This window comes from Leuconostoc sp. XM4 (assembly GCF_055698815.1).
This window is the reverse complement of the sequence record NZ_CP134507.1, coordinates 1,390,154-1,403,759: the sequence shown is the minus strand read 5'-3', so window position 1 is coordinate 1,403,759 and position 13,606 is coordinate 1,390,154. Positions and strand designations below refer to the sequence as shown.

General features: G+C 36.8%; 11 protein-coding genes. All 11 read left to right on the top strand.

Going from position 1 to position 13,606, the window contains the following annotated elements; all coding sequences use genetic code 11:
• The first annotated feature begins 10 nt into the window (after positions 1-10).
• The 11 genes from rfbB to RHP64_RS07050 all read left to right on the top strand — a co-directional run bounded on the left by rfbB (position 11) and on the right by RHP64_RS07050 (position 13,467).
• Positions 11-1,048, top strand: a complete 1,038-nt coding sequence (rfbB, locus tag RHP64_RS07100; protein ID WP_060461438.1) for a dTDP-glucose 4,6-dehydratase — start codon at positions 11-13, stop codon at positions 1,046-1,048.
• A gap of 48 nt (positions 1,049-1,096) precedes the next feature.
• Positions 1,097-1,936: a dTDP-4-dehydrorhamnose reductase gene (gene rfbD, locus RHP64_RS07095; protein ID WP_060461437.1), complete on the top strand. Its 840-nt coding sequence runs from the start codon at positions 1,097-1,099 to the stop codon at positions 1,934-1,936.
• 384 nt (positions 1,937-2,320) lie between these two features.
• Positions 2,321-3,853 (top strand): hypothetical protein, encoded by a 1,533-nt coding sequence (locus RHP64_RS07090; RefSeq protein WP_150288608.1) that lies wholly within the window; start codon positions 2,321-2,323, stop codon positions 3,851-3,853.
• An 83-nt stretch (positions 3,854-3,936) separates the two neighbouring features.
• Positions 3,937-4,257, top strand: coding sequence for a hypothetical protein (locus RHP64_RS07085; protein ID WP_060461435.1), 321 nt, complete (start codon positions 3,937-3,939; stop codon positions 4,255-4,257).
• The gene (locus RHP64_RS07080; RefSeq protein WP_150288607.1) at positions 4,250-4,984 is read left to right on the top strand and encodes a WxL domain-containing protein; all 735 of its coding nucleotides are present in this window, start codon (positions 4,250-4,252) and stop codon (positions 4,982-4,984) included. Before RHP64_RS07085 ends, RHP64_RS07080 begins: the two co-directional genes overlap by 8 nt.
• A gap of 28 nt (positions 4,985-5,012) precedes the next feature.
• A complete protein-coding gene (locus RHP64_RS07075) occupies positions 5,013-6,062 on the top strand; it encodes a WxLIP family cell surface protein (RefSeq protein WP_160212038.1) in 1,050 nt (349 codons plus the stop codon).
• A 122-nt stretch (positions 6,063-6,184) separates the two neighbouring features.
• Complete coding sequence (locus RHP64_RS07070) at positions 6,185-7,192, top strand: hypothetical protein (RefSeq protein WP_105296126.1); 1,008 nt, start codon at positions 6,185-6,187, stop codon at positions 7,190-7,192.
• 104 nt (positions 7,193-7,296) lie between these two features.
• A complete protein-coding gene (locus tag RHP64_RS07065; protein WP_011680104.1) occupies positions 7,297-7,806 on the top strand; it encodes a hypothetical protein in 510 nt (169 codons plus the stop codon).
• A gap of 45 nt (positions 7,807-7,851) precedes the next feature.
• The gene (locus RHP64_RS07060) at positions 7,852-9,165 is read left to right on the top strand and encodes a GH25 family lysozyme (protein ID WP_011680103.1); all 1,314 of its coding nucleotides are present in this window, start codon (positions 7,852-7,854) and stop codon (positions 9,163-9,165) included.
• A 60-nt stretch (positions 9,166-9,225) separates the two neighbouring features.
• The gene (locus RHP64_RS07055) at positions 9,226-10,257 is read left to right on the top strand and encodes an acyltransferase (RefSeq protein ID WP_128739697.1); all 1,032 of its coding nucleotides are present in this window, start codon (positions 9,226-9,228) and stop codon (positions 10,255-10,257) included.
• 138 nt (positions 10,258-10,395) lie between these two features.
• Entirely contained in the window at positions 10,396-13,467 is a 3,072-nt protein-coding gene (locus tag RHP64_RS07050; RefSeq protein WP_129531689.1) for a glycoside hydrolase family 68 protein, read from the top strand.
• Positions 13,468-13,606: the final 139 nt, after the last annotated feature.

Sequence of the window (13,606 nt, the reverse complement as noted above, 5' to 3'; positions counted from 1 at the left end):
GAGAACATTCATGACTGAATATAAGAATATTTTAGTAACGGGTGGTGCCGGCTTCATCGGGGCGAACTTTGTCCGTTACATTGTCGAAGAACATCCTGATGTTTTTGTGACAGTTTTAGATAAATTAACTTATGCTGGTAACAGGGAAAACTTAGCAGGTTTGCCTGAAGACCGCGTGAAATTAGTGGTTGGCGACATTGCTGATGCACCATTGGTTGATCAATTAGTATCTGAAACAGATGCCGTGATCCACTATGCCGCTGAGAGTCATAACGATAATTCATTAAAAGACCCATCCCCGTTTGTACAGACAAACATTATTGGTACATATACCTTAATTGAAGCAGCACGCAAGTATAATAAGCGTTTCCACCATGTATCAACTGACGAAGTTTATGGCGACTTGCCATTGCGTGAAGATTTGCCAGGGCATGGTGAAGGGGCCGGTGAAAAGTTCACACCAGAATCACAATACCGTCCTTCAAGCCCTTATTCATCAACAAAGGCTAGTTCTGATTTGTTAGTTCGTGCTTGGGTACGTTCGTTTGGCTTGCCAGCTACTATCTCCAACACATCAAACAACTACGGCCCATACCAACACATTGAAAAATTCATTCCTCGTCAAGTGACGAATATTATCAGTGGGATTAAACCAAAGTTGTATGGAAACGGTAAAAACGTCCGTGATTGGATTCATACATACGACCATGCGACTGCAGTTTGGGCAATTTTGACAAAGGGAAAAATTGGCGAAACTTACTTGGTTGGTGCTGATGGTGAAAAAGACAACATCACGGTATTGCGCGCTATTTTGAAAGATATGGGTAAAGCTGAAGATGACTTCGACTTTGTTCAAGATCGTTCAGGCCACGATTTACGTTATGCAATTGATGCCACAAAAATTCGCGAAGAGTTGGGTTGGACACCAAAGTATACTGATTTTGAAACTGGCCTAGCTGATACCATTCAGTGGTACAAAGACAATCAATCTTGGTGGCAAGCTGAAAAAGATGAAGTTGAAGCCAAGTACGCACAAAATAATCAATAAAGTTAAAACTCACGCATGTGAGTTTTTTGTCTATGAGGGAGAATTGGAATGAAATTTTTAATTACAGGTGCTAAGGGTCAATTAGGGCAAGAATTACAAAAGTTATTGCGCGAACGTGGACTAGATTTTGTCGCTTTTGATTCAAAACAGCTCGACATTACGAACAGCGCAGCTGTGTTATCAGCATTTGAACAAGAGCAACCGGATGTTGTTTTGCACGTGGCGGCGTACACAAAAGTTGATCTAGCCGAAGATGACGGGCGCGAGTTAAACTGGCAGGTTAACGTTGATGGGACTAAAAATGTTGCCGATGCTGCTAAGTTATACGAGGCGAAGCTGGTAGCCGTTTCAACAGATTATGTTTTTGATGGCACCAACGAGGGCGAATACCTCGAATCAGATGCGGTTAACCCGCAAAATTCTTACGGACGAGCTAAACTAGCCGGTGAATTGGCCGTTACTGAAAGTGGCGCTGATGCCTACATTGTTCGCACAAGTTGGGTATTTGGCGAGTTTGGTAATAACTTCGTTTACACCATGCAACGCTTGGCAGCCACGCACCCCAAGTTGACAGTTGTGAATGATCAACTGGGACGGCCAACTTGGACACGTACTTTGGCTGAGTTTATGCTTCATTTGGTAGATACTAAGGCCGCCTATGGTATTTATCATTTGTCTAACGACGATATTGCCACGTGGTTTGACTTTGCTCGGGAAATTTTGAAAGATACAGACGTTGAAGTTGCCCCAGTAACTAGCGCAGAATTTCCACAAAAAGCTTACCGACCAAAGCATTCAGTGATGAGTTTGAAGAAGGCTAGGGCGACAGGATTTGAGATTAGTACTTGGCGCGAGGCACTGGGGGAGTTTTTGGCAGGGATAAAGTAGTAGTAGTTAAATTCATGCTGATGAGATAAAAATATAGTTTGGAAAGAAGCCTTATCTTATATGGAGTAAGGTTTTTTGTTTGCTATTTTACTTGTGAAAATAATATTTAATAACATACATTTTACAATAAGTCAAGCAAAACGACTCGAAATACGTCGGGTTGAAATTGTCATTCGTTCTAATTTAATATGCAAGTACTTACTTGTATTAAAGCTATTGATACAAAATATTCTAAACAAAAATCGTTAAGATAGTAATTAACTAAAGTATAAATATTATTGTGAATTAATAAACGATTATAAAAAAACATATTTCTGTTGTTTTGATTTCACATTGTAACTGGTACAATGATAAGCGTTTGAGTGTATTAGAAAGGAGGAATTCATGTTAAAAAAAGCACTATTAGCTCTATTGGGAATGTTAACTGTAGCGATTGTGAGTGCATGGTATATTAATTTTTCACCTCAAAGAACGTCAGTATCAACCACATATCAATACAAGAAATCATCAAGTACATATCAATTTCAAAGACTTGCAGAAGACGATACTAGGGTCACTTTGCCAGCAGCAGGTCACTGGCAAGATGATTTTTCAGAATTAACGAATACTGTATTGGGATTATCTGGTCAATTCAATATTTTTTCAAAAACAATGGACCTTGATGATCGACCAATAGAAGGTAATTTTGCTACACAAGACATGATTAGAAAAGGTGGCAGTTCAGCTGGTCATAAGGGGATTTCCTATCTTCAAAGAAGCATACAGTCTAATAATGATCAGGCAACATTTAATAACGATACTTTAATTTTAGGCTCGTCTTTTAAATATTTACAGCCAACAGCAACCGATGGACGATCAACAATCAACGGCTTAAAATTAAACCAAACACCAAAAGTATTACGGCAAGATACTGATAATAATGAATATTTGGATATAGATACAGAACTCGCGAGGCTATCATCTGTATCAAAAATAATCGCCAACCACTCCAAAAATAATAATGCCACTGTTGAAAACAAGTGGGGTGGTACGATAACAATTGATGCGAGTCATATTCCATCGGAAGATAATGTCGAGTATTTAACTGTTAAAGCAAGTGATTTTCCTGGCTATTCTTTGTCAATTAAGGGAATATCTGATGTGGAGAAGGTCGTTATTACAATCGATACTTCCGGTGTGAACAATTTTTCAACAGGTAGCATGGCTTTTGATTCGGTTTCGAAAAGCAAAAATATCATGTTTAATTTTTATAATATAGATTCTGAAACTAATTATACAGGTAATGTTGATTGGCAGAGCAATAATAAAGAAACAAGTAATGCCATATTATCGCCTGAAGGCATTGTCACACTGTCTGGTATTGGTACGTTTAATGGTAACATTGTTGCACATAAATACGTAGGAAATAACACTTTTCCAACAAGTAGTACTTTTCCAGATTTGGAACTGCCAATTGATAGAAACAATGGTGTGTCACCAAAGTTAATCTCTGCTCCAGATGTAGATTTTGGTTCTCACAAGATGAATAGTGAAACAAGTTTGATTGGTAATTGGAAAGGTAACTGTCAAGTCAGTGGTGAAAAAGGTAAAGAAATAAAAATTAACGTTGAATTGGCTAAACAGTTCACATCAGAAAATGGATCATTCGCTAATGATGTTAGTTGGCAGTTAGTGAAGAGTGATTACAGCTCGGGCAGCTTAACAACGTCTTTACAAGACTTTACAACAACATCGGCACGTATTAATTATTGGCCCTGGCAAGATGATGGGACTGGTAATTTATTGTCTGATTGGAGCTATAACAAAGAAAAGAAACAATATAGTTTCTACGATATGCAAGTATCTAATTTAGACACAATAACAGAAATAGGTAATTATACTGCAACGCTGAGATGGACATTGGTTGATAGTCCATGAGAGTCTACATGAAACTAAAAAGATTCTGTTGTGTGTCTTATCCAGCTACGTAATTGCTAGTTCTATGACTGTTTGTTCGGCTAATGTTGGGATCTGCAATTGAATCTCACGCGCAAATAAGTTTTCAAATACCTGACTATATACCTGTTGAGCAACAGCCAACCAATCAAATGTCCACAGCTAAAGGTACATTAGTGAATGCACCAATGGCTCATGGTAAATTTGGCCGTCAGTTTGGTTATGTCTCAACTCGAAAGGAGGTGATACCGGTCATTACACGACTACCAAGTGTAGCTGTAACACATAGGCAATCATTATCATACATATTATGCAGTGTTATCATCATTACGATGGTGATTATTTCAGAGAATAAGAGAACAGAAAAAGGGAAGAATTATGATTAACAAGAAAATTTTAGGACTAGCAGGATTAGCAAGTTTGGGATTAGCAACAACAGCACCACTCGCTGTGGTACATGCGGAGACAGCTTCAGAAATAAAATCAAAAGCAACAATTACATTTAAGGAAAATACAGAAGGCGAAAACTCTGTATTAAATCCAAATAATCCAATTAATGAAGATGGCAGTAAGAATATTATTACTCCTGATGATTCGACTGAGGCGACTGGGACAACGCTTAGAATTGATTATGCCTCATCATTTAATTTTGATAATGGTAACGAGTCTAATAAAATATCAACATCGACACAAAAATATAAAGCAACTCTTCCAACATATAGTGGTCAAGAGAGCCCTAATTTTGTTCAAGTAACTGATGCCCGATCAGGTGATGCTAAAGGTTGGAAGCTAAGTGTTCAACAAATGGGACAGTTTAAAAATGGCGATAGTGAGTTAAAGGGTGCAACTATTACTATTAATGATGGGACTTATGCTTCTGGAAACGAATCTGGATTTGACAACTCAACAAATCCAGAGACTTCAACAAATCCTGTGACAATAAGTTTGCATGAGGGAACACCCCTCATGACTGCTAAAGCAGGTCAAGGCCGAGGTACTTCGTTATATACAATGAAGAATGTTGAATTATCGGTCCCTGGTTCTACTGTTAAAGAAGCAGGAACATATACAACAACACTTAAATGGACATTATCTGATACAGCTGTAGAATAATGGTTAACTTTTTCAAGAGGACATTAATATGATAGTTAAAAAAATTTACGGATTTTCATTGGCAGTGTTCATAGCAATGTTTTCTTTTTTTGTATTTAATAACACAGCAATTGCTGCTGAAATGAATTTTTCAGTAAACACCGTTGTTCCCGATAATCAAATTGATAAGTCAAAGACATATTTCAATCTGAAAATGAATTCGAATCAACAGCAAGATATTATGGTTACGTTGAAAAATGATACAAAAAAAGATATCACTGTTGAAGTTGGCGTCAATACTGCCAAAACAAATTCCAATGGGGTTGTCGAATATGGTAAATCCAGTATAAAAAATGACAGCTCTTTGAAATATGACATTTCAAATATTGTCAAGGGTCCGTCAAGTGTTGTAATCCCCGCCAGCTCGTCTAAAAATGTTGCTTTCCATATTACTATGCCTAAAGAATCATTTGATGGTATATTACTCGGTGGTTTGACATTTCAACAAAAATCAAGCGAAGTAAATCAAGATAAAGCCAAAAACGGCACAACGGTTCAAAATGAATACTCATATGCGGTGGCTATCTTATTAAAGGAAACCGATAAAGTGGTTGATCCTAATCTTAATTTACTTCAAGTCAATCCTGGACAAATAAATTATCGCAATGTCATTAACGCCGAACTTCAAAATGATCAATCGGTCTTGATGTCTAAAGTATCAGTTGATGCCAAGATTTATTCTAAAAATGGTAAGAAACCAGTATACACATCGATTAAAAGTGATATGCAAATTGCGCCAAATAGTCATTTGACTTATCCTATTTCATTAAATGGTACGTCAATGAAGGCTGGTGACTATACGCTGAAAATGAAAGTTACAGCTACAGCTAATAAGCAAGTCAAAAAATGGACATTCACTAAAGATTTCACGATTAAATCAAAACAAGCACGAGATTTAAACAAATCAGATGTTGATGTAAAAGCGAATACTAATAATAGTAATTGGCTGTACATTTTGATAGGTGCTGCATTGTTAATCATAATCATTATTTTGATTGTCGTGATTATTTTACAGCGCAAGAAAAATTCTAATCAGTAACCAAAAAGCAGAAACACCATTCGTTTCTGCTTTTTTTCAACTTTTAATTAGAATATTTTATTGGTACTATAATAAAAAAGGCACGATACAATTCGGCGACATTTAAGGAAATAGTGAGTGCAATGTTGAAAACAGCTAATTTAAGAAAAATTGCTTCAAATATAGAGTCTGAAAGCATCAAACATTATCTAAATGATTTAGGTGTGCTATCTATTCGTGAAAGAGAACTACAAGGGATTGAGCGATTAGTGCGTCATTTTATTGATGAGCAGGTACCCTTAAATTTTTTTTATATTGGTTACAGTATGCCAAAAATTAGTAAGGAGTTCGATTTATTAGCCTTTGATCAAAGGCATCGTGTAGTTAATATTGAGCTCAAAAGCCAAGCTGATTATGATGAAGAGAAGGTCAGAAAACAGTTAATCAACAATAAATACTATTTGTCACAAGTTGCTAAAGAAATTAAACTATTTACTTATAACTCAGATTCAGACATTATCTACACATTAACTGAACAAGATGAACTAGAGGCAACAGATGTATCATCAACGCATTTGTTTTTGGCATCAGAATTTTATCGGATACTGGCAACTTTCGATAGTATAGATGTGGGCAATTTAGATAGCTTGTTTAAGGTCAATTTATATTTAGTTTCGCCGTTTCGAGAAACACATGCTTTTTTAGAGGGGGACTATCTTCTGAGTCAACAGCAACAAGTACTTCAGAACAATATTTTAACAATAAGTGAGTCAGGTTTCTATGCTGTTAATGTACCATCTGGGAATGGAAAAGCACTGATGCTGTACGATACTGTTAAAAAATTGAGCAAAAATAATACTGTCTTAATTGTTCATGTTGGGAAATTAAATGCCACTCAATCTAGCTTGAGACGAAATTATGACTGGAAAATCATTCCAATTCGCCAGTTCATGAAGAAGATAAAGTCGAAGAAGTTACAAAACTTTGATTACATTTTTATTGACGAAGCGCAGAATCTATCAATTAAAAATATCAATTCTTTGGTTAACTATTTCGAAATGCAACCCACCAGGTTATTTTTAATTGGTGCTACCAGTTCAAATACCAAAAAAAATATTGATAATGACTACAGCTTTTTGACAATTGGGTAACAGCTGCCGTCAACCTATTGTAAATTAGCAGGCATTATGTCAAAATGAGTACTTAAGGTTAGAACATTGCTAATTGTTTTTTTACTTATGGGAGAGAAGTGTTAATGAAAAAAATATTTGGTATCATTGCCGCTGTCATTGTTGTTATTGTGGGGATAATAGCCTTAGGGCATCAAAATAATGATTCTTCGAAAACATCAAAATCGTCAACAACAGTTAAAGTATCGAAAAGTTCATCGAAGACTTCGAAAAGTAGTTCAGTTGAAAAATCATCTTCATCAAGTTCTTCATCTGTTAGTTCTTCCTCTGAGCAAACGACATCATCTAGTTCATCAGAAAACTCGTCAAGTTCAGAGTCGTCATCTTCAGATAGTTCATCATCTTCTAGTTCTGTAAGTTCTAATACAACGGATAGCCCAACCTATGATCCAAACAAAACCGTTCAAGGCGTTGAAGTGACATCAGAAATGATTGCTGAAACACGTAAGCAACTTATTGCGGCGGGATTACCAGCGGATCAATGGGCACCAAGCGATATCAAGAAAATTATCACTGAAGCTTCTCAACAAAACATGTCAGTTGTTGATTACGCAAAGGCTAATTTTCATAATTAAAAAAATTGCTGACATCGGTCAGTGTACATATGTGGGAGTGTGTAAATGAATAAAATAACTTTTTGGTCGAGCATCGCAGCGGTGAGCATTGCTGCTTCATTAGTAGCTGTTGGTCAGGCTCATGCAGCTGATGGTGTACCTGCTATCACAGCAGGTACTTCTGGCTTACCTAGAATGGATGTTGTGGATGTTTCCTCTAACAATGGAACTATTTCTGTAGCTGATTATAAGAAGATGCAAAATTATGGTGTTAAAGCCGTAATTGTGAAACTTTCAGAAGCCGATTCATATAAAAATCCATATGCTAAATCGCAGATTACTAATGCTAAAGAAGCTGGCCTACAAGTTGGAGCATATCACTATTCATGGTACGCTTCAAAAGCTGACGCGCAAGCTGAAGCAAAGTATTTTACTAATTACGCAGCCTCATTAGAACTACCAAAAGATACGTTGATGGTTGATGATTTGGAAGAATCATACACAAAAAATAGCAGTGTAACTGCCAATGCAACAGCCTTTAACGCGCAAGTTAAAGCTGCTGGATATACAAATACTTCTACTTATACATATGTTTCTTATGTTAATGAAACGAACTTGAATTTTTCATATATAGGTAATAATCGGGTATGGATGGCACAATATCCATACCAGCCAAGCGCTAGTTCTTTATGGAATCAATCATATGGTATGTGGCAATGGAACAGTAATACTAGTTTTCCTGGCGTAAAAGGAACATTTGATGTTTCGATTGATTATCAAAACTTAATTTCGATTAACGCCAATGGCTACAATAATGGCATTTTCTATCAAAATGGAAAGCCGGCCAGCGGATATATTTACTCACCATCACAATCAACTGCCAATGGTGGTTATAACTGGTTTGAAAATGGCAAACCATACACTGGTTTCCGCTATTACATGGGCACTTATTATTGGTTTATCAATGGTGTACGTCAGAATGCCGGTTGGCGTGAAGCTTGGGGCATGAAGTATTACACTGATAATACTGGTCGTGCCTTACAGGGCATTCAAATTATTGATGGGCAAGCTTATGACTTTGGTACAAATGGCACCTATAATTTGAAGGGGATGGCTAGTGGATACTTGTACTCACCATCTTACTCAACTGCCAACGGTGGCTATAACTGGTTTGAAAACGGGAAACCATACACTGGCTTCCGCTATTATACGGGTACTTACTATTGGTTTGTGAACGGTGTTCGTCAAAATGAGGGTTGGCGACATGCATGGGGTTACACATACTGGACAGATAGCACGGGTCGTGCTGTTCAGGGACATCAAAAAATTGATGGTAAAGACTATTACTTTGGTGATAATGGCACATATTACATGCGCTAATTCATGAGGGCGAAAGCCTTTTTTATTGCAAAAAATTAAAAAAATATTGAGAGTAAAAATATGAAGCGTTATTATTACATGGATATTCTGACAATACTTGCTACGATAGCAGTTGTTTTCCTTCATACCTCAGAATATGCTTTTTCAAATCAAACTGGTGATTCGCACTGGATTATAGCGGTAATACTTCAAGTTACCTTTATTTGGGCAGTGCCAATCTTTTTTATGATGTCTGGTGCCCATTTGCTAGATTATCGCGAACGATATGATACAGTAACTTTTTTCAAAAAAAGAATGACCAAGGTTTTTGTGCCATTTATTTTTTGGTCATTTGTGTGGTATATCTTAAATCCATTTATATTTCATCAACCAACTGATTATCATATCGGTCAATTTATCGATGCAGTTATGCACAATAGTATCCAGCCGATATTTTGGTTCTTTTATTTTGTCATTGGTTTCTATATCAGTGCACCACTGTTAGCTAAAATTACGAATAAAGCTGATAAAACACTAGCCTTATATTTATTAGCAGTGAATATGATCTTTGTCAATATCTTAAGTTACTACTATGAAGTTCGTTTACAAACAGATAATTTTTTTCTACATGGCATACAAATAGGTGCTGCTGGTGGCGTTGGCTTTTTCGTGGTTGGTTGGTACTTAAAAAATACTGTTTTACACAAATGGCAAAAAAATATGCTATATGTGGCTGCCTTAGCATCAGTAGCCATCATGATTGCGTTGACAATTTACCTCTCCATCAAAAGAGGCAAATTTGCACGCGAAGTCTATGATATTTGGGGATTATTTGGATTTATACTCTCCATCGGCGTATTTGAATTTGTTAAAAGTCATTTGGCGACATATCAACCGAGTCCTAAAGTGCAACTTGCTTTGCAAAAAGTAGCCAGTACATCGCTTGGTGTGTATGTGATTCATGAATTCTTCATTTACTTTGCTGAGAGAAAGTTACATATTGCCGACAGTTCGCTAAAACACATGATCATTTTGCCGATCATTGTATGGTTAGCATCAACTGCTCTTGTACTAATTATTCATAAAATTCCATTGCTAAATAAAATTGTATAGATTAAATAAAAAAAGACGTATACGGCGTCTTTTTTTATTTATGATATACGCTTAACAAGCGAATGTAATACTATTGAAATGATAAGCGTTTATACTTAACAAAGATATATTATAAGTAGTATAAAGTGGAGAGTTCATATGAGAAAAAAGTTATATAAGGCTGGGAAATTATGGGTAGCCGGAGCTGCAGTTGCAGCTGCAGTCGTGGTAGCACCCAACATTGTTAGTGCGGATACTACGAACAGTACAACTACTGCAGATGCGACTACAACATCTAGCGCAACCGAATCGAGTATTTCCTCTACGGAATCAGATGACAACAAGGTAGATACTAGTAACACTGATGCGGTCACTGTTACAACTAATAGTGATGATAGCAATTCTAACTCAGCAGAGACATCAAACAGCGATGCTAAGGTTACTAGTAACAATACTGCTCAGAAGGATGAGGAAATAAAAGCTGAAACCACAAATAATCAAGATACAACATCAACTACCGCAGTAGCTGAAACAAAAACAGCAGTTAATACGTCTGAATCAGAAAGTGGCAGTAATAACGAACAGTTGGCTGAAACTGCTACAGATAATGCAGAAGTAAATGATGCGTCTAGTCAGAAGCAATCAACTCCATCTGTAGAAAAACTAGATGATAGTGTTTCAAAATATTTGAATTCAAAAACAACCGTTGTCACTAAAAATGCTGATGGTACGTCAACAACTAACATGACTTATGCTAATTTAAAGGATGTTGCTGACAATATTGCTAGTTTAAATCCAGACACATCTGTTCCTTATTTTAATGCTGATGCGATTAAAAATTTGCCAGCAATGACAACGGCAGATGCACAGACTGGTCAAATTCAAGACTTGGATGTTTGGGATTCTTGGGCGTTACAAGATGCAAAAACAGGTGCTGTTGCAAATTATCATGGCTATAATATCGTGTTTGCCCTTGCTGGTTATCCTAAAGAAGATAACGATCAACATATTTATATGCTCTACACTAAGTATGGTGATACAGCATTAAATAATTGGAAAAATGCTGGCCCTGTTTTTGGTTTCGATGCGAAATGGAATGAGCAACAATGGTCTGGATCTGCAACGGTCAATGATGATGACAGTATTCAATTGTTCTACACAAAAACAGATCAACCGATGACTGTTCAAAGACTAGCAACAGCAAACTTATCAATGTCTTATGATGATTTAGAATTGAATGTTGCCAAAGTCAATAATGATTACGTTATTTTCGAAGGGGATGGAGAAAATTATCAAACTTTCGAGCAGTGGGATAAAGGCGGTAATTATGCGACAGGCGATAATTTCACACTGCGTGATCCTCATGTTATCGAAGTAAACGGAGAACGCTACTTAGCTTTCGAAGCTAATACCGGTACAAACAATTATCAAAGTGATGATGCCGTAAATGACGATACATATTATGGCGGAACAGAAGAATTTAATCAACAAGCCAAAGTTGATACACTACAGAACCCAGATAAACTGAAACTATCAAAAAAGGCTAATGGTGCGATTGGCCTGATTAAATTGACTAAAGATCAAAATAATCCTACAGTTGCTCAAGTTTACTCACCACTTCTAGCAGCTAATGGTATTACCGATGAAATCGAACGTGCTAATATTGTGCCATTGAACGGGAAATTTTATCTTTTTACAGATACACGTTTGAGTAAGAGTGTTGTGCCAACAGCTGATTTTAATATTAATGTTGGTATGATGGGTTATGTATCAGATAGTTTGTTTGGGCCTTATACACCATTGAATGGTAGCGGTAGTGTGATTACTGGGACGCAATTATTTACTTCAAGAACTGATACGTATTCATATTATGCAGTACCCGTTGAGGGACGTAGTGATTTATTATTGGTCACTTCATATATGAGTAATCGTAATGAAAAAGCTGGGACAGGAATGAATGCCACGTTTGCACCATCATTTTTGATTCAAATAAGTGCTGATGGTATGAGCACAAAAGTATTGGATACTGTTTTAGCTCAAGGTACATGGACTTATGATGGCAAAAGTGCTAGCGTTGAGGAACTTGTAGGAAATAAAGCAACATCAGAATTAACTGATATGAAAATTGGTTGGGTTGACAATAAGTTTTATGTTGATAATGAATTAGCCAATGGCTATGTCTACGACTATATCAATACTAGTTATTATTTGTTTAAAAATGGTGTTCGCTTAAGTGGTGTGCAAAACTATGCAAATTCATATTATTATTTCGATCCAGTAACATATAAAAGAGTTGATAATGAGATTCATCAAGATAATACGGGGAAGAAATATTACTTCGGTAATGACGGCCGTGTGAAGCAAGGCCAATTTGCTGTGAATGGTGTTGCTTATAACTTTGGTAACGATAAAACCTATTATGAGCGAGGCTTTGCATCAGGTTACTTACAAGATGTAACGGATAATAATCAGTGGTACTGGTTTGAAAATGGTTCAAAGTACACTGGGTTCCGTTATTATATGGGCACATATTATTTCTTTGAAACAGGACAACGTCAAGAGAGTAAGTGGGAAACAGCCTGGGGTATGAAGTACTACGTTGGTACTGATGGTCGTGCAGTACAAGGCGTTCAAATTATTGATGGACAAGCTTATGACTTTGGTACGAATGGAACCTTCAACTTGAAGGGGACAGCGAGTGGCTACTTGTACTCACCGTCATTGTCAACAGCGAATGGTGGTTATAATTGGTTTGAGAATGGTAAGCCATATACAGGCTTCCGCTACTACGAAGGCACTTATTACTGGTTTGTGAACGGTGTTCGTCAAAATGCTGGTTGGCGTGAAGCATGGGGCATGAAGTATTATACGGATGCTAGTGGTCGTGCATTGCAAGGTATCCAAATCATTGATGGACAAGCATATGACTTTGGTACAAATGGTACGTATAATTTGAAGAGTGCAGCGAGTGGCTATTTGTACTCACCAAGCTATTCAAAGGCCAATGGTGGTTATAACTGGTTTGAGAATGGTAAGCCATACACAGGATTCCGTTATTACATGGGCACATATTACTGGTTCGTGAATGGTGTTCGTCAAAATGCAGGATGGCGTGAAGCATGGGGCAAGAAGTATTATACAGATGCCAATGGTCGAGCATTACAAGGTATTCAAAAGATAGATGGTCAGCAATATAATTTTGGAAATGATGGCACATATTACTTACGTTAAAGAAGAGGCGAAAGCCTTTTTTATTTTGTTTTGAGGCATGATCATTCTAATTTAGAAAGTACTGTAATCTATGGCTACACTCTGCACCTTTACTTAACTATGGTAGATTCATTTTAGTAATTCATATAGTTCAATAAAA